Raw genomic sequence first — 24,296 nt, forward strand, 5'->3', positions numbered from 1 at the left:
ATAGCCAATTTATCTAAACAGAGTTTGTTAGATCAATTGCTCTAAGTAAGTTTGGGACAAAAATATTGAGCTAGAGGGTTTGCTCTAGCTCAGATCATTTGCAGTAGGAAATGTAACCTACACTATTTAAATTACCTATCGTCTTCATCTCGTACATTTAAAAGAGATTGCACCTGTGTACTATAATCCATTTTTTAATAAGTATTAAATAGTCTGTCACCAGTATCAGGGCCTTTCCCATCAGATATTTTGTTAACTTTTGCCCCTTTATACTGATTTTCTGAAGTCCTAACAGTGAAAAGTTTTAAACCATCAAATAAACAAACTGAACTATTTGGAATTACCGTAGTTGCTAATTTAACTGAATTATTTCCATTTTCAGGCAGCTGATTTAGTAAAGTGAAAACACTCTTGCCAGAATTGATAACAGCATCAACAATGATAATTTCCTTATCAGATAACATATCTAAGTCCTCAGAAGATATTGTATCGTCGTTAATAAATATGATGGTTACGGACGCCCCTAGCTCTTCGAGCTTATCAGCAATGCCACTTCCATAGCATAAACCTGCACGCATCAAAATTAGAACAGCATATGAATTACTGTTGGATGCACTCATTATTTGTGTTGAGATAATTTCACCCAGTTGATAGTGTGCCTTACGAAGTTCCCCACCCATTATCATTGATGAACTTTTACAAATTTCGATCAATGACAAAACTTCATCTTTCCTATTGTTATCTTTATCTAAAACAAACACACTCATGCCACTTCCAACTCACTAACATTACTTAAACTATAACCAAATTCACTTCTAAATATTTGTTTTATCTGAGTAGACTTTTCTTGAACTAAATATTTTTCTACTACTCTATTCACCTTTTCGTGTGCAACAATATAACCAAAATCAGCTGATTCTAGCATTGGGATATCTATGATGGAATCACCGATAGCAGTTACATTTTTTTTCCTTTTTTGGAGTTCTAAAACAATCGATCTCTTTAATAAAGGCGTTACATAGTAATCAAGACTATTAGAACAAGTATTGCCAATTAGAACATTAAAAAGGTCATGTTTCTTTGAGATTAAATCCCATATCTGATATACACCAGATGTAATACCTATAACAAGTGCATCACGTCTATTTTTAATTAAACCTAATATATCATTACTCAAGTTAGCTCTTTCTAAAGAAATTTCTGATGCACTAACTATTAGCGGTGCTTCTTTTGATTTGTATAAACACCACACCTTATAAAACTGATAAGATGTATATCGATCATTACGAAATATTTTTTTCAGCGCATATGAGTCAATATCTAACTCTTGGCAGAAATCATATGTTACATCGTTGGTAGAAACTGTTTTATCGCAGTCTAACAATAAAACTTCATTTACTTGGCTCAATTCATTAGTTAAACCGTCTAAAATGTTATTAGCCATTTTATTATAAGAGTATTTTTCATCAAAACCTTTCACCCACGATTCGATGAAATCAACACAAGATTGAGCATCCTCATCCAAAATGACCAACTCTTTATCTAATAACGAACAAACCTTTTGCAATTCATCCTTTTCATACAATTTCCAATTAAAAACTTGTTCTTCAGTTATATCTAAGTTTCTTTTTTCACCTCCACTATTTCTAGCAAACTTGATAATCATATGAGATGGTGTATCCAGATAAAAAAAGTGATCGTAAGTATTTTTATCTTCATCGGTGAAAACTACGTTGTATGAGTTTTCATTTATAAAAGAATAGTGTCCATCAACAATCACTAATTGATATTCTTTTTCTTTTTGATTAACAATATCTACAAACTTTTTCCTTAATGCTACTTTATCAGATTCACATAGGCTCTTGAAAGAACGCCCATATGTTTCAAATGCGATGCTATTTAATGTTTTGGAACCTTCTATATGACATGCTTTAATATCACTATTCAAGTTGAGATGATTAACAACTCGATCAATCAGGTAATCTTTACCTGACCTCGATACACCATAGATTGCAATCTTCAATTTATCACCTCTAAATATTTATCAAAGTAACATTCGCCATCTTTTAAGGACTTCATTTTCTTCATTTTAACTTCAAGATCATTAAGACTCATATCGAATGAACCATAATTATATTTTTCATGTCCATAAAACCTACCGCAAGGGTAAATTCCTTTTTTTGTAATGAAGATATTCGTTCTACCTACACCACACAGAGTCCCATACATTGTGCAGTCGTACTTTTTCTTGTTTTTTTCATCTAATTGACGAATATCAAACTGACTCCCTTTGAATTCAGAAAGTAAGTTTTTGTATTCTTTTTCTGATATTGTCATATTTACATCATGAGAATCAAATAATCGTGAAAATGTCACATCTTTGAAGCTTTCATTTTCAAGATAACTACGTAACTTGTTTTTTTTATTAATTGTTTCATGATGTACTGTACAATTTATAGGAGGTTTTTCACCGAATACTGATTCATACATTTTTATGCCATTATAAACCATATGATATTTTTCTCTTCCTATGTTGTGCAGTTCTTCATATCCGTCCAAAGAAAAACATAGTTTGATGAAATCTCTGTGCTCATAGAAAAAATTTAAAATTCTATCGTTAAGTATTGTGCCGTTTGTGATCGTATAGAAAGTTAGTCTGTTTAAATTATTATTTTTCACATAAGTAATTAACTCAACAATTTTTCTATACTGTAAAAGTGGCTCTCCCGAACCTACAATGCCTATTTTAAACGTACAAACATCATTACTTATTGCGTAATCGTTAATCTCGCTTACTATGTTAATCAATTCATCAGCACTAAACTCTTGAGGTCTACCACTTATTTTTCCATTGTTTTCATTGTGAAAATGACAATAACTACATTTCAAATTGCATTTTTCACCCAATGATATACAAGCTCTATCAATCAATTTCTTTTCCTTTAAACAATTCAAATATGTCACTGCTTTTTGAATTATTTGCATCCAAATAATCTATGGCCTTCTTGTCGTTTCTACACCTAATAGTTAGATCTGTTTTATCGATCAACTTTTCAACTATTCTCCTATCATGCTTTATACAAGCTTTCATCAAAGGTGTATAGCCATTGCTATCCTGTTGATTTACGCATGAATCGTGAGACAAAAAGTAATCTACCCCATCCGAAAAACCACTCCACGAAGCAATCATCAAAGATGTATTTCCAGCATTTTTGCCACCACTTCCATAATCTATATCTGCGCCATGCTCTACAAGTAGTTTAATTATCTTCAAATTTTTCAATTGCGTAGCATGATGGATGGCAGAAAATTTGTATTTATGTTTATCTCGAACATCCAGATCAAGTTCTTTTAACTGTAACAAATACTTGATCATAGATATGTCTCTATTTCTAACGGCACAAATCAAAGGTGTTAAACCGCTATCTGGACTGTGAAAGTTTATATCAACACGACTGAGATCAAACTTTTTGACTTCTTCATATTTTCTATTTTTTACAAGTGATACAAACTCAATAGAACGAACACAGTCATAATCTTTATGAGTACTATGGAAGGTCTCAATATATTTCGATGGTGTAATTGCTGACAAATTATGAATGTTTTTTGTCAGAAATTGAAAGTAGATATCATCAGACAATAGATAGACCTCATCATTAGGTTTCGATGCGGCTCTCCTTCTTGCAATATCTGCTATTTTTTCATCATTATTTCCGTCATTTTTTATGGTTGGTTCTATACAAAATCTACTCTCTTTTTCTGTTATAAACTTCATCACCAACCAAGCTTTTTGCTTTGTCGATGGGTTCCCTCTATCTTTTAGATTGTTAAGCTCCGAAATTACAACATGGGGAATCACAACTTCATCAAAGTAGTTTTCCAACTCATCAACGATGGAGGGACGCTTGATCAATGCAGATGTATCAACAACGATAACCTTTTTTTTAACAGATGTATTCCCTACAAGCTCATCAGTTGATGTCTTAAATATCTGCGACAATTTTAGAAGTTGTGAAGAAGATGGTTCGTTCTTGCCGTTTTCCCAATTTGAGATTACAGGTCTTGCTACATGCAACCTTTCCGCAAGTTCCTTTTGGGACAAGTTAAACTCATCCCTTAATTTTTTTATATTTTTCCCGATCAACTCTGTAACCATAGCCCACACACGCCCTCTTTAACTTTGCATTCAATATCTTATGTGTAACGTACCATAACGGTAGGAATGCACTGCGGCAAGTTGAAATTCAAGTGTGTTCATATTTATTACAGCGTGTAACTGTGGATGACACATGTAGGAGGGAGACTTTGCTCAGTTAATCTCTAGATGAGAATGAGTATTGAATAGCCAACATCTAGTAAGCAATGAGTGCACAATGCAGCCATTAGAAAAACTTGGACAAATTGAAAGTACAGAGATATGTTACAAGCAACAACTCTAACGCGAAATGGGGCAAAAGCGAGTTAGAAAGTGCTATCAACACTTACTCATTCCATCAACAAAGAGATAGGGATTTACTGCTCGTAAACTCGCGCCCTTCGGGCTATTGCCTTTTCGCGCCTTCGGCACGGGCAATGTGCTTTCGCTTCGCTCAGGTGAACCCTGAGCTAGGGTTCCGCACCCTATCTCTAATCACAAAATTTAGACGAAAAAAAACCGCTGATATTTCAGCGGTTTTTTCGAATGTGGCGGAGTTCTTTGGGTATGGAGGATTTGGTACAAATCCTTTTCAAGGTAGCTCAAACGCAAAAAAGGCGCTAATAAATTAGCGCCTTTCTTAAATATGGCGGAGAGATAGGGATTTGAACCCTAGGACGGGATAAACCGCCGCCGGTTTTCAAGACCGGTGCTTTCGACCACTCAGCCATCTCTCCATGGCGCTTATATTAGGTTTTCCCTCTGCTGCTGTAAACCATTAATTCCTAAATTAAAGATTAAGTGAACGGCATTTATACAAGCCGTTGCCTCATCGTACGAATCAGATAAATTGGCGTGCATTATTCATACTAACCGCACCAATACGCGCTATAACCCTAGATAGCTAAAGCGCGCTTACGCCCTCCCCTCATCAAGACAATTAACCTATTCGTAACAAAAATCACACCTAGCCTTCATTAACCACTCTTATTATCGCCAAGCTCACAATAACTAAGGATGGAAAATGAAACTTGCACATTGCCTAGGCGCAACCCTATTACTTGCTACGTCAGCCCACGTTTACGCAAAAGAAACAATCACTGTCTATACCGCCTTTGAAACGGACTTACTGTCCGATTTTAAAAATACATTTCAAAAAAGCCATCCTGATATCGACATTAATTGGGTCCGAGATTCAACAGGTGTCATCACCGCGAAGTTGCTGGCAGAAGGGAAAAACACCCAAGCAGATGTTATTTGGGGACTGGCAGGCTCTTCACTTGCGTTACTTAAAGAGCAAGGCGTCATCAAACCTTTTACCCCCGTAGGCATGCAATCATTAAAACCCACCATGATCGATCCGCAAGCCAACCAAGCTTGGTATGGTCACGATGCCTTTTTTAACGTTGTCTGCTTTAACGAAATTATCGCCAAGCAACTTAACTTGCCGAAACCAAACACGTGGGAAGATCTCACTAAGCCAATTTACAAAGGCCACATTGTTATGCCTAACCCGAGTTCTTCAGGTACGGGCTATACCCAAGTCTCGGCATGGTTACAAACTATGGGGAACGAACAAGGCTGGGATTACATGGCGCGATTAGACAATAACATCGCCAAGTACACCCATTCAGGCTCAAAGCCCTGCGTTGAATCTGCCCAAGGGGAAACGGTGATTGGTATCTCGTTCGCGCTTCGCGCCGCTAAGCTCAAATCACAAGGTGCCCCTATTGATTTGATATTACCAAAGGGTATTGGCTGGGATACCGAAGCGGTTGCACTGGTGAATACTGATTCTAAAGCCGCACAAGCCTTGGTTAACTGGTCTATCTCAAAAGAAGCCAACGAGCTTTATAACACCGTCTACCCTGTCGTGGCCCATAAAGAGGTCAGCGGCAAGGTAAAAAACTACCCCGATGTTGAATCCGCTATTGCTGATATTGATTTTAATGCCATGGCAAATGACCGCGCTGCTGTTTTGAAAAAATGGTCTGCGCATTTTGAATCCCGCACTGAAAACAGAAGCTAATAAGAAGTAGTCTTAACATGAATGTATTATCGATTTTTGACACCCACTTAACGGTTAACAACGCGCCTTTTCATTTCTTCTGGCTACGTGATAACTGCCCATGTTCAGAGTGCCTACATCCGTCTGGTCAACGGCTACAAGAAGTCATTAACCTTGATCTCGACATTAAGATCCTTGATGCCCAATACGATAACGATCAGCTCTTTGTTGAATGGCAAGATGGCCATCAATCTGTCTACCCGCACGCACTGCTATTTCCTTCTGATGCTTTGAGCCACACGACAAATACCGATGAAGGTATGACGCTATGGGGAAGCCAATTAGATCAAGCCGCAGTCAGTGTTGATTACCGCGACCTCGATAAACCAGAGTCAAAATATCAGTGGCTTAATCATGTTAACACCCACGGTATTGCGTTTCTTCGTCACGTACCTAATCACGATCAGCAACTATTAGAAGTAGTTGATAAATTCGGCTACGTGCGTGAAACCAATTACGGTAAATATTTTGAGGTTATCACCAAAGAGAACCCAGAGAATTTGGCCTTTACGCCAAAGCCACTGAGCCTGCATACCGATAACCCTTATCGTCACCCTGTACCTAGCTTGCAGTTATTACATTGTTTAGTGGCGGCACCTGAAGGTGGGATCACTGCCCTAGCCGATGGGTTTTATGCCGCGCAAATATTGAGAAAACAATATAAGCATCACTTCGACACCTTGAACCACACCATACTGAGCTACCGTTTTAAAAGTGCCGAAGCCGATCTACAAAGCGGTGGCAGCGTTATTGAAACAGATACCCAAGGTAGAGTTACGAAAGTACGCCTTAACAACCGTTCGATTCAAACTATCCGCTTGCCATTCAATGAACAACGCGCCTTTTATGAAGCTTACCAATGCTTTATGGAAGTGCTACACAGTGAAGAATGCAAGTTCACGTGCAAGCTACAGCCTAGTGAATTAATGATGTTTGATAACGAGCGTGTGTTGCATGGTCGTGAAGTGGCCGCTATAGGTGAACGTCACTTGCAAGGTTGCTATGCCGACAAAGACTCCTTGCTGAGTACCATGCGCACCATTCAAGGAGAGCGATAATGAAAGTTATCGATTTTATCCACCAGCAGTTCATCGAGAACGGCCATGTCGCCTATGGTGAACGTATCTCTATGGCTGAGCACATGATGCAATCCGCTTACTTTGCCGAAAAGAAAAACAGCACTCGCGAGGTGGTTGTCGCCGCTTTTTTGCATGATTTTGGCCATTTAATTTTAGGGCTACCTGAAGATATAACAAAAAACGGTATAGATGGCTTCCATGAAGATATTGGCGCTGATTTTCTTCGCCCATATCTGCCAAGCAGTATCCTTGACCCCATTCAGCTTCATGTCGCGGCAAAGCGCTACCTGTGTACGGTAAAGCCCGGTTATATGGCTAAACTCAGCCAAGCCTCTAAAGACACTTTGCATGTCCAAGGTGGCACAATGAGCGATCGTGAAGTACATCTATTTGAAGCAGAGACTTACTATAAAGATGCGATTCAAGTGAGATTATTTGACGACCTTGGTAAAGAAGAAGCATTAGCGCATCCTAGTCTTGATTATTATCTGGCGTTAACCGAACAATGCTTAACCCAAGCCGTACTGATTTCAAATAACAACACAAATGCAGCAACGTCCTTGCACACGGATAGCTGTTCAAGCTCCTAACCTGTGCTTCACGACTGGAACTAAACAACTGAAACTACACAACTGAAACCACAATAAACGATGAGCAGCCAGTAACGAGTGGAATACCATCCCAAGACTAAAAACGGCTGCTCACTATTTACGTAAAAAGATGAAAATATTGTTCCCACAATTCGCTTGGTTGGAGTAGAATCCGCGCAAATTTAGGGCCTAGATACATACTGCAGAATCCCCTCTCGGCAGCCATGCATCGCTTAGAACTAGGCTTTTACTAACATCTTTTATTGCAAACACCGAATGCCCCCAGCGTTCGGCAAACTGTTTTAACGAATAGCACCTTTATTGATCTCCCCAAAAAGATCAAATAGCTCGATCAACATTGTGATTGAGGGACTTCCCCTTGATCGGAGAAAAACCGCGTGACCGATTTTATCTATAACCCGCCAATGTCCCCATGGCTGGATGTTTTACACCTAGACAAAGATATTATTGCTATCAACAAACCTTCCGGCTTGCTTTCAAATCCAGGTCGAGATCCTGCTCACCAAGACAGTGTATGGACACGCGTTTTAGCAGATTACCCGCAATCTCAAATAATCCACCGCTTAGATATGGCGACGTCTGGCCTTATCGTACTCGCACTTCGCAAGAAAGCGGAGTGCCATATGCGAAGCCAATTCCAACACAGGCAAACCAAAAAACTCTACTACGCAAGAGTGTGGGGAGAGGTTGAAAACAACAAAGGGGTGATTGATTTTCCATTAACTTGCGACTGGGAAAATCGTCCATTACAAAAGGTGTGCTTCAATACAGGTAAGCCATCGTTGACTCACTATAAAGTGATTTCACGGGAGCAGGGTACGACATTACTGGCGCTATTTCCGACCACAGGTCGATCGCACCAGCTACGGGTTCATCTTCAAGCGATAGGGCACCCTATTTTAGGGGATCAGTTCTATGCCCATGAAGAAGCAATTGCTAAGGCGCCACGGCTTCAATTACATGCCGCAGAGCTAACGTTCAGACATCCTTATTCTGAACAACCCATGCACATATTTGCGCCCTGCGATTTTTACCCTGACGCACCCACGCAGTTATTGCTTGGCAATCATGCTTCACAAGTGAAGCGACGCGCTTAAACGATTTTTATCGTCTCGAACTGGCCGAACGCAGCAAAATATCATAAAAACTTTTTGCTGCGGGGCCAGTTTTCGCGCCTTTAGGGAGCGTTAAATGCAAAGGGACTTGGTACTGGTCGGCGTTTTCAACCTTCAGTACAACGACGCTGTCGTTCTTGCGACTTTGCACCACATGCTCAGGAAGGCGGCAATACCCTACCCCTTGCTCCACCGCACGAAAGGCGTGGTCAAAATTATCAACAGTGATTCGCTGACGTGATTTCAACCACCCTACATCTTGCTTGCCAGATTGATGAAGCGTACGCCCTAAATCCCGAATAACAATCTGCGTGGTGGTAGACATATCCGCTAAACATAAAGAGTCTTTAGACGCTAACGGATGATGAGATGCCACGACAGGCACCATAGATGTCACACCAAACGCTTCCGCAGGATAATTGGTGATAGGCAAATTGACGATAGCCACATCGGCTTGCTCATTAATCACCATCTCTGTCGTTTTTGATAACGATGTCTCTATGATTTGAATCGAGGTCGTACTGTTCTGCGCCACAAACTCAGCCATCGGCTGATATAACCACGCCAGATCGCACAGGTGATCAACCGCGATGGTGATTTCTGATTCAAACCCTTTAGAAAGCTGCTCGCTTATTTCTTCTAGTTCGCGGGCTTGCTCTAGCATAGTCGTTGCACGACGCAGCAAAGATTTTCCATCTTCTGTCAGCACAGCCCTGCGCCCTTGTACTTCCACCAAGGACACCGCTAATTGTGATTCCAGCTTTTTAACGGCATAGATCAAGGTGGTATGACTCTTATTCAGTGCTGTTGCGGCCGCCTGAATACTCCCTGCCCGATCAATCTCATACAGGGTTAGCCACTGTTCTAACGTGCTCTTTAATCTCATTGGTCTATTTTTTCCACAGTTAACCACAATATTATGAACTTTTCTGTTCGTTTTTTATAGATAAGAATAGATCCATAGCAAAGAGCTAGCAGCCGATATGGTAACTGACTTTATCGACTATTTTTTATTTATAAGGAGACAGACCCATGGCTAAATTACTTCAAGTTGATTTCGATTTTAATGGCCCATTTGGTGAAGAAATGGCGACAGCATTGGTTGGCTTAGCAGAATCAATCAACCAAGAACCTGGCATGATTTGGAAAATTTGGACCGAAAGCGCACAAGATAAGCTAGGCGGTGGCATCTATCTTTTTGAAGATGAAGCAACAGCCCAAGCCTATTTAGCAATGCATTCAGCACGCTTACAACAAATGGGCGTTAATGATGTTCGTGGGGTTATTTTTGATATTAACGAACCACTAACAAGCATCAACAAAGGGCCAATGGCTTAACCGTCTGAGCAGTAAGGTAAGAAGATGACCAACAAAACGTTTTTAACACTACACGGCAGCATTTATTTTGTTTTCGCATTGGCGCTATTTTTTATACCAAGCCTCATGTGGCCGATGTATGGCGTCGAGATCAACGACCAATATGCGTATTTCTTGTCGCAACATACCAGTATTTTCTTGGGTGGCATCGCCGCTGTTAGCTTAATGCTGAAAGACATTGAGGCAGGTATTACCGCCAAGAAGCTATTAACGGCTCTACTCATTTCGAACATGTTAGGGGTGATTATTACCGTTTATGCAGGTGTAACAGGCATTTTTGTTGGTTTTGGTTGGAGTGATCCTGCTTTCTTCACCTTCCTGTCTGTTCTGACGTACCTACAGCTTAAAAAGCAATAACGCCACGCACAGGCATCAGATATACAAGAAAAGCCCACTTTTGGTGTCAGTCCAAAAGTGGGCTTACTGAAACATAAAAACAAATGAGACTTGAGGGCTAGAGTATCCACATAATGTCTACACTTTAACGCATCACAAATAGTTCTTCATGATAGCTCTGCTCAATATTAAATTGATGTGCATCTAGCTCTTTTTTCAGCGTTTTAGAGAACACTTCTGGCCCGCAAAAGTAAAACTCGTAGTCACTTAAATTACCGCATTGGCTCACGATTCGTTGTGTATTTAATCGAGGCGAATGCATAGTATCTATCACACTTAAGCTCACGCCGGCTTGATGCGCAAGGTGCCACAACTCATCGACCAAATGATCATCGACACCACGGGTACAATAAAACAGCTCAATACGAGGATGGTTCTTTTCTCTTTTGAGCGCTTCTAGCGTCGCGAAAAATGAAGCGATGCCCACACCACCAGCAATCCAAATTTGTGGCTTACTTAAGTCAAATTCAAGGCGGCCATAAGGCCCTTCAATCGTGACTGCATCGCCCTGTTTCACTCGTTCATATAGCCCAGTGGTAAAATCACCCAGTTCTTTGATCAAGAAACGTAATTCTGAGTCTTCACTACCCGAGACGATAGTGAATGGATGTGGGTCTTCATCACCAAAACGTAAGTACGCGAATTGCCCTGCTGTGTGTCCTTGCCAAGCGGCGTCTGGTTTTAACACCAATTCCATGATTTCCGCTTGTGGAAAGTAACGCGTTGTCGCAACAACCGCAGAGTAGCGATTACCACGCCCAACAAAGCCGAATAAGCTGTAAAGCGCAGCAATAGATCCAACAAAAGCAAATGCCAACGTTAGGTAATAAATAGGCTCCCCCAAATAAGCATGCTTAAGAAGGAACACAGAGTGCACTGCGATCAATAAATACGCGACAGACATAAGACGGTGTGACAATTTAAACGGTTTATATTTCACCGCTGCCCATAACGACACCGCGAGCAAGACAAGGAGCAAATAAAAGCCCCACTCACCGATACCTTGAGCGAACTCACGCAGCTCACTCACCCATAGCGTCCAGCCAGACAAATTACCTGCAGGCCCAGAGCCGTCATGGTGAACTGGCCTTGCTAATACGCCAGACATAACTAGCCATTTTGGAATTTGGTACCATAGCCAGTGCGTAACGCCTAACGCAACCCCACCGATACCAAGCCACTTATGTACACGGTAAGCTTTATCCATACCGTTAAGCCAGTTCTCAATCACGGGCAGGCGCATCGCCAATAGCATGGTGATGGACATTAACATCAAAGACAAAATACCTGAGTATTGAATCATGGCAGAGCGCCATTCAAATACATTATTTGAGGTAAAAAGTTGCGGTTCCATCGCAAACCAAAAGGCAGACATTGTGGCAATCATTGCCCAAATGATATTGCGGACTGTTTTCATTCTTTCATACTCATATAGACGATAAGTTTACTTTAACTCTCACGATGTAAAACAACGTCAATATGCGTAAATCTATTTAAAGATTCACTGTTGCCCTATCGGTCATCGGTCATCGGTCATCGGTGCTTATATCCAATAATTAGCGATACAAGATAACTGTACTCAAGTTGGTAAATTCAACGCATGCGAAAATGCCCAACATTTCTGCTGGGCATTAACTGAATATGGCGGAGCGCTTTGGATATGGCGGATCTAGTACAAATTCCTTTCGCTTAGCTCCAGAAACAGTCGATTGCATATATCGCCTATTATAAGGTGTGCCGACTCTAAACTAACCAAGCACACCAAACTCCATACCAAGACTACCGAAGTCCAGCGTCACCTTGACAGCTTTCTTTACCACTAGTAGCTGTAGGATAACTATGGAACATATATAAATCTGTTCCCAAAAAAAATGACTTTTTCTTCAGTAACTTGACTCTTTCCCCCTGATGATAATATGAAGAATTTGATATTTTTGACCTTGCAACAGAGCCATCAGCAAGTTTTACAACAATCATTAGCACATTGCCTTCTTCACTAGAAATCGCCGTTAAATGTGTTACCTCGCCGAAAACTTCAACACCTTTAACTTGGCTTGGTACATAGACAATTGTTAATAGAATTGCTATGGCGCCAGCAATACACAATACAAAAATACCTTTCCATTTATCTCGGTTTAGTCGCTGATCTAACTTATCAGTAGCTTTACTCATAAATCACCAGATTAAAATGTTGCATTTCTATTGTGATATAACACTATGTAAAATGAGTAACCTACCTAGCCTCAGCCACCTTTGGTTTTGGCGATAGGGTAAACAAATTCATATCAGAAAATGGTGCACACCCTCTCTTTTAGCTCAACCATTTGACTGAACCGAATAGTGAATTTAAATATGACCCAATTATCAAATTTTTTTTTGTCAATATACTAGTCCCATAGCAACAAGACTGGGAAGCAAGTCATGAAAAAAAATTACATCAAAAATTCTATTCTAACCACAACTGTAGGTATCGCCATGCTAGTAAGTAGCTCTGTTCAAGCAGATGAAATTAAACCTGAAATCTATATAACTGCAGCCCCATCGGCACAGACAGAAGAAATTAAGCAAGCTGCCATGAACTACGCTAAATTCTGGAATACAGGTGAAGAGGTTTATGCTCACAAAGCATTGTTAGCAAACTTCAAGGATATGACCCCACCAGAAGGAAGAAAAGAAGGTATCAAAGGTGTATTAGAAGCCTCTCAAAGCTTCCGTAAAATTGTCCCTAATTTACACGTAGAAGTTGAACATTTACTCATTGCAGGTGACTTTGCAACGATTCGATACCGTTTTAAAGGTAACTTCAACGGAAAAATGGGAGAAGTTGCAGGACAAGGACAAGTTGTCGACTTCCCAGCAGTCGATATCTATGAAATACACGATGGCAAGATAACAAAAAACTGGCACTTAGAAGATTACAATACTTTCTTTTCTCAAGTGAAGTGATCTCTACTGACTGCCTTTTCATAATTACCAACTTGAGCTCGATGGTATTCATGCTCAAAATGAGTTAGTCGTGGGTTCTGGCTGAGAACGATACTATTGCCGCAATTGATTAATAACATAGGCAGTTTTGAACTCAACAAAGCCCAATGCCATACCTTTGAACTCGGCTCTAGGGTTCAACATTTATCTCTAATCACAAAATTTTAATGAAAAAAAACCGCCGAAGTTTCAGCGGTTTTCTTAAATACGGTGGAGCGCTTTGGATATGGAGGATTGGGTACATATCATTTTCACGTCAGCTCAAACGCAAAAAAGGCGCTAATAAATTAGCGCCTTTCTTTAATATGGCGGAGAGATAGGGATTTACTGCTCGCAAGCTCGCGCCCTTCGGGCTATTGCCTTTTCGCGCCTTCGTCACGGGCAATGTGCTTTCGCTTCGCTCAGGTGAACCCTAGGGCGGAATAAACCGCCGCCGGTTTTCAAGACCGGTGCTTTCGACCACTCAGCCATCTCTCAGTAAATACCGCGAATAATGAGTAGGTCAATAAAGCCTGTAAAGCATAAAAACCAACCGCGCAAGAACCACACAAGCTGTATTCCTATTGACCACGCCCTCTACATTTATTCACAGCCTTAAATCTTAACACAATGATTTTAGACGATTTTAACATGTCTTTTTGGAAGTAAAAATGCGTTATTAAGAAACATGTAGATTCCTGAATAAGTCTCTTAGTTTCATATCAATAGTCGTGCATTTGAATATATCGCGAGTATAACTCTCGCCCTTTGAATCACTACGCAAATATAACCATTACAATTATGACTAATTTAAACACATTCAAACACTCAGCTCTGGCTATTCTACTTTCAAGTTGCTTTTATACCCCACAAGCATCCGCTGCGCTAACGTGTGAAATCAACGCACTTTCCACCTCACAAAACCCGCTTATTGCAATAGAAGGTGCCGATCTTGATTGCCGCAATGAATGGTTTTCAGCCAGCGTAACGCATGCGCAAACCGTTTTCAGCGATCATCTTGTTGAGCAAGCACAGGTACGCTTATTAAACGAGGTAAATAACTATCGAGGTGAGCCAGAACAAGCTGTAATTATAAATAACCTCGGTGAGTTTATTCGTGCAGCTTACTACGTTAGATCTAACAATAAGCAACAGCTTGGTGAATTCTCAGATGCTCTTGATCTCAAGCTAGCTCAAACTATTAATGCCTTTATCACCTCGCCTTATGCGATTAATTATGGTTATGAGCAAAGCTCTGCACTGAAAAGCATGACCATCATGGTGGATAATATTCGCCGCTTACCACTGACAATGGCAAACCAGCTGGCCTTACTTAATCACTTTACGCCTGAAAGCGCTGAACATACTCGTTTCATTGAATCAATGAATGACCTCTTCCGCGCGATGAGTGGCCATACTGGTAATGATGATTTCTACTCGGATCTGGTTAAACACCCTGAGTACCTACACCAACTAGAACAGTTTATTTACGATAACGAATGGGCGTTAGAAACGGATGCTAGCTTTATTGTCAGTAACGCTTCACGAGAAATGGGCCGTTTATTAGCAAGTCCATATAAAGAAACAAAACAACAAATTCTAACGATTCAAAAGAACCTACTTGAGCGTTACCCATTAGGCGGTAAGAGCGATAAGATTTGGGTTGGCATAGCTGAAATGGTGAACCACTTTGCACCTGAACAAGCTGAATCTATGGGGCTAACAGATGGTAAAGCACAGCTAGAAGCCTTAGTGATGCCATTTAACTATCCTTGTGATGGACCCGCTATTGTACGTGCGCAAAAAATGGATCAAGCACAGGCGCTAGAAGTCTGCGCAACCCTCAATGAAAAAGAAGCTGATTTCCACCAGATAGTAAATAGTAATGGTGTACCTGTGGCTGATGACCATAACGATAATGTTGAAGTGATTGTGTTCAATTCAAACAGCGATTATGTCACTTATTCTAGCTTCCTCTTTGGAAATACGACCGATAATGGCGGTCAGTACTTAGAAGGTAATCCTGCAAATCCAGATAACAAAGCTCGCTTTGTCGCTTACCGCAATGAATACGCAGACGGTTTTAGTATTCTAAACCTAGAACATGAATATATTCACTACCTAGATGGGCGCTTTAACTTATACGGGGACTTTGGTGATGTATTACGTGACGGTAACACTGTGTGGTGGCTTGAAGGCTTTGCTGAATACATGCATTACAAAGAAGGTTATAACGCTGCAATTGAGCTAGGTAAAACGCATGCATACTCACTACCAGAAGTAATGGCAACAACCTACTCACACGACACTAACCGTGTATACCGCTGGGGATACCTTGCTGTACGCTTCCTAATGGAAAACCACCCAGAAGAAGTTGACCAACTCTTAGCACTTGGTCGTAATAACAACTTCAAAGCATGGGCGAAGAAGAGCCAAGACATTGGCCTGCAATACGATCAAGAGTTTAGTCTTTGGCTCGATACGTTACAAACAACTAGCCAACCAACACCTGGCGGTAAAGAGCCGATAGTTACTGCGCTATCACTGAACAGTACTGTTAGATTGGAAGGTGAAAAGTACAGCGAACAACAATTCTATATTGATGTTCCAGAGTTCACTCGCTCACTTGAGCTATCAATTCAGGGTGAAGGCGATGCCGATTTATATGCGAGTTTCGATCGAGTTGCTCACTACTATGATCATGACTTTACGTCTTTCAGCCATGGCAGCAACGAACAAGTCACTATTGAACCTCAAGCAAATGGCTACATTAAAACGGGCCGTTATTACATCAGTATTGATGGCCGTGAAGCATTCAATAATGTTGAGCTACTGGCTAAAGCGGAAGTTGAGAACCAAGGCGGAAACCAAGGTGGCGGTCAAGGAGGCGGTCAAGGTAGTAGCGCAGGCCAAGATGATTTAGCACCTGTCGTTCTCGCAACAGATGACCCAATAAATCTTGATATCATTAACACCCGTTACCTGGCTCTTTATGTACCAGAAGGTAAAGACACAGTCCGTATTTGGGTGACACCAAAGGCAGAACAAGATAATACCAACGTTGGTGAACAAAGTAATGTCGACCTTTACGCGGCGCAGGCACATTGGCCTACCCCAGAAAAACATGATGCATCATCTCATTACACGGGTAACAAAGAGTTCGTTGAACTTAAAGTAAACCAAAACGGTTATGTCCATTTCATGCTGAGTAATAATGGTAACAAAGCAGAAGTGGAAGTGTACGCAACCGCGTATTAATCCTTTGCTTCTTTATTAGAAAAGTAAAAATAAAAACCACAGGGATAATCCTGTGGTTTTTTATTACAGTTACTGGCTGGTCAATAATAATTATAAACCGCTTTGCCTATTAAAGAAAAAGACCATTAGCCAAGTTGGTATCACTCGCAGAAAAAAGCCAGCAATTAAGCTAGCTTTACAGGTCGTTTTACAAAAAAGGAATACACAAAATTAAGATACGCGGAAACGACTCATCATTGATTGAAGGTTTACAGCAAGTTGACTTAGTTCAAAACTCGCCTTCGCCGTTTGGCTAGCACCTGTTGCGACTTCAGTCGATGACAAATGAATGCTTTCAACATTACGACTTAGCTCATCAGCAACCGAATCTTGTTCGTTACATGCACTCGCAATCTGCATTCCCATATCGGCTATTTGCGCTACCGTCTGCTCTATATTCTGGATGGTTTCTCCAGTATGCTGACTTTGTGCGACACACTGGTGGATCATATTACAACTCATATTTGTCGCATCTTTAGCTTCATTGGCACTTTTTTGCAGCTTATCGATAATCGCTACAATTTCACCTGTTGATTGCTGTGTACGCCCCGCAAGGGTTCGCACTTCATCTGCAACAACGGCAAAACCACGGCCTTGTTCACCAGCACGCGCGGCTTCAATTGCAGCATTAAGTGCCAACAAGTTAGTTTGCTCGGCAATGTCTCGAATCACATCAATAACCATACTGATACTGACCGACTCACGTTCTAGTTGCTCTACCAGTGCGCCCGCATTTTCAATTTCTTGAGATACTTTCAAGATAGATTCAATGCCTTTTTGTACATCTTGACTGCCTAACTTAGCTTCATCATTTGCTGATGCGGCAGAAACAGAAGCCACTTCCGTATTACTCGCAACATTGGCAACAGTCGCTTTCATTTGCTCCATGGCAGTGACAACCATAGTGATCTCGTCTTGCTGCTGTTTCATCCCCTGAGATGACTGTTCAGATACGGCACTGACTTCTTCCACCGCGGTACTCAACTGAGTCACGGCAGCAACAATCTCAACAACAAGAGACCGCAGGTTGTCTTGCATTTTGATACTCGAATCTGCCAGCATTCCCAATTCATCATCACCTATTTCATCACGTTCTAAGGTGTGAGTTAAATTACCTGCTGCAATTTCACTTGATAACACCATCACCTGATTTAATGGTAAACAAATTTGGCGAATTAAAAACTGGTTCATCAAAACCATAAAGACTAACAAACTTACAATACAAGCAATCGTCATGGTACTCACACGCGAAGTCGTATCTAACATCTCTGTCCGGTTATTGGCAACAAAGCCAAGGTTTAGCTCTAGCAGACCATCAAGCGCTGCCATCATATCGTTAAATTGACGATATGTATTACCAAGCACCTGTCCAGCTTGAACGGTATTCCCCTGACTTATCGCTAACTCAAAGCTATAAATAGAATCAACATAGATTGCCCAAGCGTCACTTACCTTCATAAAGATCTGGCGCTCATGATCAGATGCCACAGTGGCTTCATAAGCTGCCAGCATCCCTTTGATTTGGAGGTTATTCTGCTGAGTGCGTTGAAGATAATTTTGCATCGCCACATTATCGTTATTGAGCGTCAACGTGAAAAATTGAGTTGCACGATTACTCGTCACTTCATACTTCAGCGCTTCCACAGATAATACACTCGGCAATGTCGAGTCTGTAAAATTCACCGTCCCTTCGCGAACTAATTTAAGCTCGCTACTTAAGAAAACACCAAGTGCAATAATAACTAGCGCGATAGCAGAAAATACAACCGCAATTTTTTTACCTAATGATAAATTTTTATATGACATTTATATACAACCTGCCTTCTGTGAGGCTTTTTAAAGAAATGGTTATGATTTCAACTTATTTATACCGTTAAAAAATCAAATAACTGGACACACTAGCGGCAGGTCGAATCACTCACTTAAATTATATTTTCCTCTAAATACCCCACTGAACAAAATCCACGCTAAATTTTTATAAAAAAAAGCTTATGTAGTTATGTTGAAAATTTAATAATACAAAAATCACATCATTAACCCCGATTTACTTTTATTCACTGTTACCTTGGTTGTCTATTAATTCATTCACATTTAATAATGTCTTGTACGTTTTCATCAATATAAGTGGCTTGGTGTGAATATAGAAACTACGCCGTTTAGTCGACCTTGAAGTGAGAGTGAGAGTGAGAGTGAGAGATCAAGCATAAGTGCTTGCTGATAAAAAAACGCTCGTAATTTAGCACCTTTATTGAATGTGCCGAAGCGCTTTGGGTATGGCGGAAAGATAGGGATTTACGGCTCGTAAGCTCGCGCCCTTTGGCTTTGCGCGTCTTCGGCACCCTATTTCTAATCACAAAATTTAGACGAAAAAAAACCGCTGAAGTTTCAGCGGTTTTCTTAAATACGGTGGAGCACTTTGGCTATGGCGGATTTGGTACAAATCCTTTTCACGTTGGCTCAAACGTAAAAAGCCAGCAATTAAGCTGGCTTCTTTGAATATGGCGGAGAGATAGGGATTTGAACCCTAGGACGGGATAAACCGCCGCCGGTTTTCAAGACCGGTGCTTTCGACCACTCAGCCATCTCTCCGTAAGTGCGGCGAATAATATAGACTCACCCAAAGTATGTAAAGCACTAATTTTAATAAAAATATCAATTACTCACAATCCAACCACACTGGTGTTTTATCCAACACAAAGCTTCAATATATTCGTGATAAGCATATTATTACTCTAGCCTCTTGCTGCTATTTACTTTTTTCACCTTCAAAGTTAAGTCTAATTGCAAGCACTTCATTCCATTAAACTTTAATTTTTTGTAAAAAACGTGAAGTATTCGACACTCAATGTTAGACGAACCCGTATCTGTTTCTATACTTATCTTTGTTAACAGTATGTTTACTATAAACAAACAATAGGGTGCATGTTGCATCTTTATGCATTGTGACAGTATTTCACTACATCACAAACTTACAAAGGAAGGTACTAATGGCTAACAAATTTTCAGTTGTTTTTGCGGTCCTCGCCACCTCAACTGCACTATTTTCAGCTAACGCATCAGCTGATGGCACGCTAGATAAAGTCATGAAGCAAGGCTATGTTCAGTGTGGTGTGAGCGCAGGTTTGCCAGGATTTTCAAACCCTAACTCCAAAGGTGAATGGGAAGGCATTGATGTCGAATTTTGCCAAGCTATTGCTTCAGCAACTGTCGGTGACAAATCAAAAGTAAAATATATTCCACTAACAGCGAAAGAGCGTTTCACTGCACTGCAATCTGGTGAGATCGATGTGTTATCACGAAATACAACATGGACATTGCATCGTGATACCTCATTGGGCTTAAACTTTGCTGGCGTTAGCTACTATGATGGCCAAGGCTTTATGGTAAAAAAAGAGCTTGGTGTATCGAGTGCAAAAGATCTTGATGGCGCTGCTATCTGTGTTCAGTCTGGCACAACAACAGAGCTCAACCTTGCCGATTACTTCCGTGTAAATGGGATGAAATATAATCCTGTCGTGTTCGATACCGCTCCCCAAACCTCTGCGGGGTTTGATTCAGGCCGCTGTGATGTATTAACCACCGACCAATCAGGTTTATACGCACTCCGCCTCAACCTTAAAGATCCAAGTTCTGCCGTTGTTCTGCCTGAAATCATTTCTAAAGAGCCACTAGGCCCTGTTGTTCGTCAAGGTGATGATCAGTGGTTCAACATTGTTAAGTGGACGCTGAATGCAATGATTAATGCCGAAGAATACGGCGTGACATCTGCCAATGTTGATGAAATGAAAAAGTCTAATGATCCAAATATTCGCCGCCTAATTGGTCTGGATGGTCCTAAAGGTAAAGGCTTAGGATTGCGTGATGATTGGGGTTACCAAATCGTTAAGCAAGTGGGTAACTATGGCGAGAGCTTTGATCGTACGATTGGTGAAAACTCACCACTCGCGATCAAACGTGGCTTAAATGCACTGTGGAAAGACGGTGGCATTCTATACGCTGCACCTATCCGTTAATGAAGCAAAAAATAAAGAGGTGGCATGATGCCGCCTCTCTTTTTAACTGGCGGTGGTAGAACTTGCTAGTTAAACCTCCACATAGGGACTGAGGTTGTTGTATGGCTCCTAAAACGACAGAAGCTCTAAATACACCACGTACATCGGATGTATCACTCCCAACCCCAAAAAAACAAAGCTTGCTCTATAATCCCACCTTTCGTGCCATTATTTTCCAAGTTTTCGCTGTTGTTGGGCTTTTCTTTTTTATCTACTCCATCGTGAGTAATGCTATCGCAAATCTTGATGCTAGGGGGATCGCCACAGGGTTTGATTTTCTTGAACAAGAGGCTGGCTTTGGTATTGGCTTAACGTTAATTGAGTACAATGAAACCTACTCGTACGGGCGTACCTTTGTTATTGGTTTATTGAATACAGCGTTGGTTTCTGTACTCGGTATTCTTTTAGCGACCATATTGGGCTTTATTATTGGTATCGCTCGGTTGTCATCCAACTGGATTGTCAGTCGTTTAGCGGCGGTATACATTGAAATTTTCCGTAATATTCCACTCTTGCTACAAATCTTTTTTTGGTACTTTGCGGTTTTGCAGGTACTCCCCTCTCCTCGTCAAAGCTTGAGTTTAGGTGAAAGTGTTTTCCTGAATGTACGTGGATTATATTTAGCTAAACCCGTTTTCGAACAAGGTTCTATGTGGATGGGGCTGGCACTGGCTATCGGATTAATACTCAGTATTGTCTATGCCATTATCGCAACACGTAAACAACGCTTAACGGGTGAGCAATCGCCTATATTACGTACTGTGTTGCTGCTTACTATCGGTTTACCTTTCGTTGCTTATCTTTTGTCTGGTATGCCTATATCGCTGGAGTACCCAGAACTGAAAGGCTTTAACTTTCGCGGCGGAATTAGCATTTTGCCAGAGCTCGCTGCACTGTTATTGGCACTAAGTATCTATACCGCGTCGTTTATTGCCGAAATTGTCCGTTCGGGGATTAATGCCGTGAATTATGGCCAAACAGAAGCAGCGTCAGCCCTTGGGCTACCGCAAGGTAAAATACTGCGTTTTGTGGTTATTCCGCAGGCATTACGCATCATCATTCCTCCCTTAACCAGCCAGTATTTGAATTTAACCAAAAACTCATCGTTGGCGATGGCGATTGGTTATCCAGATTTAGTGTCTGTTTTTGCTGGCACCACACTCAATCAGACGGGACAAGCGATAGAGATTATCGCAATGACAATGGGGGTTTATCTCACACTAAGCCTGCTAACGTCGTATCTGATGAATATCTACAACAGCAAAGTCGCTTTGGTCGAGAGGTAATGTATGAGTGAACATCAATTCCAGCCAGACCTACCGCCACCAGCAAATACGATCGGCTTTGTTAGTTGGGCAAGAAAACATTTATTTTCTTCGACAATCAATACCATTCTGACCGTTGTGCTTGGCTATATTGCACTCTCAACGCTGTGGAATGTGATTGATTGGGCATTTCTAACGGCCGATTGGATAGGTACGACCAAAGAGGATTGCACCAGTAACGGAGCTTGTTGGGTATTCATTAACGTGCGCTTTGATCAGTTTATGTTTGGCTTTTACCCGTCAGATCAACTGTGGCGACCACAATTATTCTATTTCACTCTGGCCATTTTTATTGCTTTATTGGCAATAGAATCGACACCGGGACGAAAATGGATTTGGCTGTTTTTTGTTAATATTTATCCGTTCTTTGCTGCCATCTTACTCTACGGTGGTGTGTTTGGCCTTGAAGTGGTTGAAACGCACCTGTGGGGTGGATTATTAGTCACATTGATCATTGCCATTGTCGGTATTGTTGTATCGCTACCTATTGGTGTGCTGCTTGCACTGGGTAGACGTTCAGATATGCCGATTATTCGCAGCATTTGTACGGCTTATATCGAAATTTGGCGCGGTGTTCCGCTCATCACCGTTCTCTTTATGGCCTCTGTCATGCTGCCACTGTTCCTGACCAGTGAAATGGAAATGAACAAATTAGTGCGCGCATTAATTGGTGTAGTGCTGTTTAGTGCGGCATATATGGCAGAAGTCGTACGTGGTGGTTTGCAGGCAATACCTAATGGTCAATATGAAGCAGCTGATGCGTTAGGCCTAAGTTATTGGCGAAAAATGTATCTCATTGTTTTACCTCAAGCGCTTAAAATTACAATTCCATCCATCGTAAATACCTTCATCGGTTTATTTAAAGACACTAGCTTAGTACTCATCATAGGTATGTTTGATGTACTCGGGATCGGTCAAGCCGCAAATACTGATCCCAACTGGCTTGGATTTGCGACTGAGAGCTACGTTTTCGTCGCCCTCGTCTTTTGGATTTTCTGTTTCAGTATGTCTCGTTACAGCATTTATTTGGAAAATAAGCTGCATACCGGCCATAAGCGTTAAGCAAGGATAGCATTATGACAAACAACACGATTATCGAGGATCCGATGATCCAGCTAACAGACGTGAATAAGTGGTACGGTGAATTTCATGTTCTTAAAAACATCAATTTAAATGTGACTAAGGGCGAAAAGATTGTTATTTGTGGCCCTTCAGGCTCAGGTAAATCTACCATGATCCGCTGTATCAATCGGTTAGAAGAGCACCAGAAAGGACAAATTATTGTTGCTGGTAACGAATTAACTAACGATCTAAAAAACATTGAGCTTGTCAGAAAAGAAGTCGGCATGTGTTTTCAACACTTTAACCTTTTCCCTCACCTTACCGTGTTAGAGAACTGCACGCTCGCGCCTATTTGGGTGAAGAAGATGCCCAAAAAAGAAGCCGATGAAATAGCCATGCGCTATTTAGAACGAGTAAAAATCCCGGACCAAGCCGATAAGTACCCAGGCCAATTATCAGGCGGCCAACAGCAACGTGTAGCCATTGCGCGTTCCCTGTGTATGAACCCACAAATTATGCTGTTCGATGAACCAACATCGGCACTCGACCCTGAAATGGTACGCGAAGTGTTGGATGTCATGGTTGAACTGGCAGATGAAGGCATGACAATGCTATGTGTTACTCACGAAATGGGCTTTGCCCGCCAAGTTGCAGACAGAGTGATATTCATGGACCAAGGCGAGATTATTGAAGAAAACAATCCACATGACTTCTTCGACAACCCACAATCAGACCGAACTCAACTGTTCTTGAGCCAAATATTGCACTAACATCGACGACACTTGCAGCTGATCATATCAGCGTGTATAAAGAAA

20 protein-coding genes and 2 tRNA genes are annotated in these 24,296 nt (G+C 41.1%); 12 read left to right on the top strand and 10 right to left on the bottom strand.

Features of this window, described 5'->3' with window-relative positions; genetic code table 11:
- Positions 1 to 194: 194 nt before the first annotated feature.
- The 5 genes from OCU87_RS10345 to OCU87_RS10365 form a co-directional block, all read right to left on the bottom strand.
- Positions 195 to 767, bottom strand: coding sequence for a uracil phosphoribosyltransferase (locus OCU87_RS10345; protein WP_261857061.1), 573 nt, complete (start codon positions 765 to 767; stop codon positions 195 to 197).
- Positions 764 to 2,023 (bottom strand): hypothetical protein, encoded by a 1,260-nt coding sequence (locus OCU87_RS10350; RefSeq protein ID WP_261857062.1) that lies wholly within the window; start codon positions 2,021 to 2,023, stop codon positions 764 to 766. Before OCU87_RS10350 ends, OCU87_RS10345 begins: the two co-directional genes overlap by 4 nt.
- On the bottom strand, positions 2,020 to 2,931 hold the full coding sequence (locus OCU87_RS10355; RefSeq protein ID WP_261857063.1) for a radical SAM protein: 912 nt from the start codon (positions 2,929 to 2,931) through the stop codon (positions 2,020 to 2,022). Before OCU87_RS10355 ends, OCU87_RS10350 begins: the two co-directional genes overlap by 4 nt.
- Entirely contained in the window at positions 2,924 to 4,156 is a 1,233-nt protein-coding gene (locus tag OCU87_RS10360; RefSeq protein WP_261858370.1) for an ankyrin repeat domain-containing protein, read from the bottom strand. Before OCU87_RS10360 ends, OCU87_RS10355 begins: the two co-directional genes overlap by 8 nt.
- Positions 4,157 to 4,782: 626 nt before the next feature.
- Positions 4,783 to 4,872, bottom strand: a tRNA-Ser gene (locus OCU87_RS10365).
- A 287-nt stretch (positions 4,873 to 5,159) separates the two neighbouring features.
- Here OCU87_RS10365 and OCU87_RS10370 point away from each other — a divergent pair.
- From OCU87_RS10370 to rluA, 4 genes are all read left to right on the top strand, one after another.
- A complete protein-coding gene (locus OCU87_RS10370; protein ID WP_261857064.1) occupies positions 5,160 to 6,164 on the top strand; it encodes a putative 2-aminoethylphosphonate ABC transporter substrate-binding protein in 1,005 nt (334 codons plus the stop codon).
- A 17-nt stretch (positions 6,165 to 6,181) separates the two neighbouring features.
- Complete coding sequence (locus OCU87_RS10375) at positions 6,182 to 7,261, top strand: TauD/TfdA family dioxygenase (RefSeq protein ID WP_261857065.1); 1,080 nt, start codon at positions 6,182 to 6,184, stop codon at positions 7,259 to 7,261.
- Positions 7,261 to 7,872, top strand: coding sequence for an HD domain-containing protein (locus OCU87_RS10380; RefSeq protein ID WP_261857066.1), 612 nt, complete (start codon positions 7,261 to 7,263; stop codon positions 7,870 to 7,872). The genes OCU87_RS10375 and OCU87_RS10380 overlap by 1 nt, the downstream gene beginning before the upstream one ends.
- 398 nt (positions 7,873 to 8,270) lie before the next feature.
- Complete coding sequence (gene rluA / locus OCU87_RS10385; protein ID WP_261857067.1) at positions 8,271 to 8,990, top strand: bifunctional tRNA pseudouridine(32) synthase/23S rRNA pseudouridine(746) synthase RluA; 720 nt, start codon at positions 8,271 to 8,273, stop codon at positions 8,988 to 8,990.
- Between the two features lie 7 nt (positions 8,991 to 8,997).
- Here the strand turns inward: rluA and OCU87_RS10390 are convergent, their stop codons facing one another.
- Positions 8,998 to 9,894, bottom strand: a complete 897-nt coding sequence (locus OCU87_RS10390; protein WP_261857068.1) for a LysR family transcriptional regulator — start codon at positions 9,892 to 9,894, stop codon at positions 8,998 to 9,000.
- A 146-nt stretch (positions 9,895 to 10,040) separates the two neighbouring features.
- Here OCU87_RS10390 and OCU87_RS10395 point away from each other — a divergent pair, with 146 nt between their 5' ends.
- Together OCU87_RS10395 and OCU87_RS10400 are read left to right on the top strand one after the other, a co-directional pair.
- On the top strand, positions 10,041 to 10,346 hold the full coding sequence (locus OCU87_RS10395; protein WP_261857069.1) for a monooxygenase: 306 nt from the start codon (positions 10,041 to 10,043) through the stop codon (positions 10,344 to 10,346).
- A gap of 24 nt (positions 10,347 to 10,370) precedes the next feature.
- Positions 10,371 to 10,742, top strand: coding sequence for a hypothetical protein (locus OCU87_RS10400; protein WP_261857070.1), 372 nt, complete (start codon positions 10,371 to 10,373; stop codon positions 10,740 to 10,742).
- A gap of 124 nt (positions 10,743 to 10,866) precedes the next feature.
- On the opposite strand, the gene OCU87_RS10405 is transcribed toward OCU87_RS10400, so the two are convergent.
- Together OCU87_RS10405 and OCU87_RS10410 are read right to left on the bottom strand one after the other, a co-directional pair.
- On the bottom strand, positions 10,867 to 12,198 hold the full coding sequence (locus tag OCU87_RS10405; protein WP_261857071.1) for a ferredoxin reductase family protein: 1,332 nt from the start codon (positions 12,196 to 12,198) through the stop codon (positions 10,867 to 10,869).
- A gap of 362 nt (positions 12,199 to 12,560) precedes the next feature.
- Positions 12,561 to 12,953: a hypothetical protein gene (locus OCU87_RS10410; RefSeq protein WP_062690487.1), complete on the bottom strand. Its 393-nt coding sequence runs from the start codon at positions 12,951 to 12,953 to the stop codon at positions 12,561 to 12,563.
- Between the two features lie 249 nt (positions 12,954 to 13,202).
- On the opposite strand from OCU87_RS10410, the gene OCU87_RS10415 reads away from it, so the two are divergent.
- Together OCU87_RS10415 and OCU87_RS10420 are read left to right on the top strand one after the other, a co-directional pair.
- Positions 13,203 to 13,727, top strand: coding sequence for an ester cyclase (locus OCU87_RS10415; protein WP_062690486.1), 525 nt, complete (start codon positions 13,203 to 13,205; stop codon positions 13,725 to 13,727).
- Between the two features lie 819 nt (positions 13,728 to 14,546).
- Positions 14,547 to 17,003 (top strand): M9 family metallopeptidase, encoded by a 2,457-nt coding sequence (locus tag OCU87_RS10420; protein WP_261857072.1) that lies wholly within the window; start codon positions 14,547 to 14,549, stop codon positions 17,001 to 17,003.
- 210 nt (positions 17,004 to 17,213) lie between these two features.
- On the opposite strand, the gene OCU87_RS10425 is transcribed toward OCU87_RS10420, so the two are convergent.
- A complete protein-coding gene (locus OCU87_RS10425; RefSeq protein ID WP_261857073.1) occupies positions 17,214 to 18,848 on the bottom strand; it encodes a methyl-accepting chemotaxis protein in 1,635 nt (544 codons plus the stop codon).
- 693 nt (positions 18,849 to 19,541) lie between these two features.
- A tRNA-Ser gene (locus OCU87_RS10430) sits at positions 19,542 to 19,631 on the bottom strand.
- Positions 19,632 to 20,029: 398 nt separating this feature from the next.
- On the opposite strand from OCU87_RS10430, the gene OCU87_RS10435 reads away from it, so the two are divergent.
- From OCU87_RS10435 to OCU87_RS10450, 4 genes are all read left to right on the top strand, one after another.
- Positions 20,030 to 21,055, top strand: a complete 1,026-nt coding sequence (locus tag OCU87_RS10435) for an amino acid ABC transporter substrate-binding protein (protein ID WP_062690484.1) — start codon at positions 20,030 to 20,032, stop codon at positions 21,053 to 21,055.
- A gap of 101 nt (positions 21,056 to 21,156) precedes the next feature.
- Complete coding sequence (locus OCU87_RS10440) at positions 21,157 to 22,380, top strand: amino acid ABC transporter permease (RefSeq protein ID WP_261857074.1); 1,224 nt, start codon at positions 21,157 to 21,159, stop codon at positions 22,378 to 22,380.
- 3 nt (positions 22,381 to 22,383) lie between these two features.
- Positions 22,384 to 23,481 carry an amino acid ABC transporter permease gene (locus tag OCU87_RS10445; protein ID WP_261857075.1) on the top strand — a complete coding sequence of 366 codons (1,098 nt, stop codon included), beginning with the start codon at positions 22,384 to 22,386 and terminating at the stop codon, positions 23,479 to 23,481.
- 14 nt (positions 23,482 to 23,495) lie between these two features.
- Complete coding sequence (locus OCU87_RS10450) at positions 23,496 to 24,251, top strand: amino acid ABC transporter ATP-binding protein (protein ID WP_094956510.1); 756 nt, start codon at positions 23,496 to 23,498, stop codon at positions 24,249 to 24,251.
- Positions 24,252 to 24,296 lie beyond the last annotated feature (45 nt).

This window comes from Photobacterium sanguinicancri (assembly GCF_024346675.1).
In the GTDB taxonomy this organism is placed as follows: Bacteria; Pseudomonadota; Gammaproteobacteria; order Enterobacterales; family Vibrionaceae; genus Photobacterium; species Photobacterium sanguinicancri.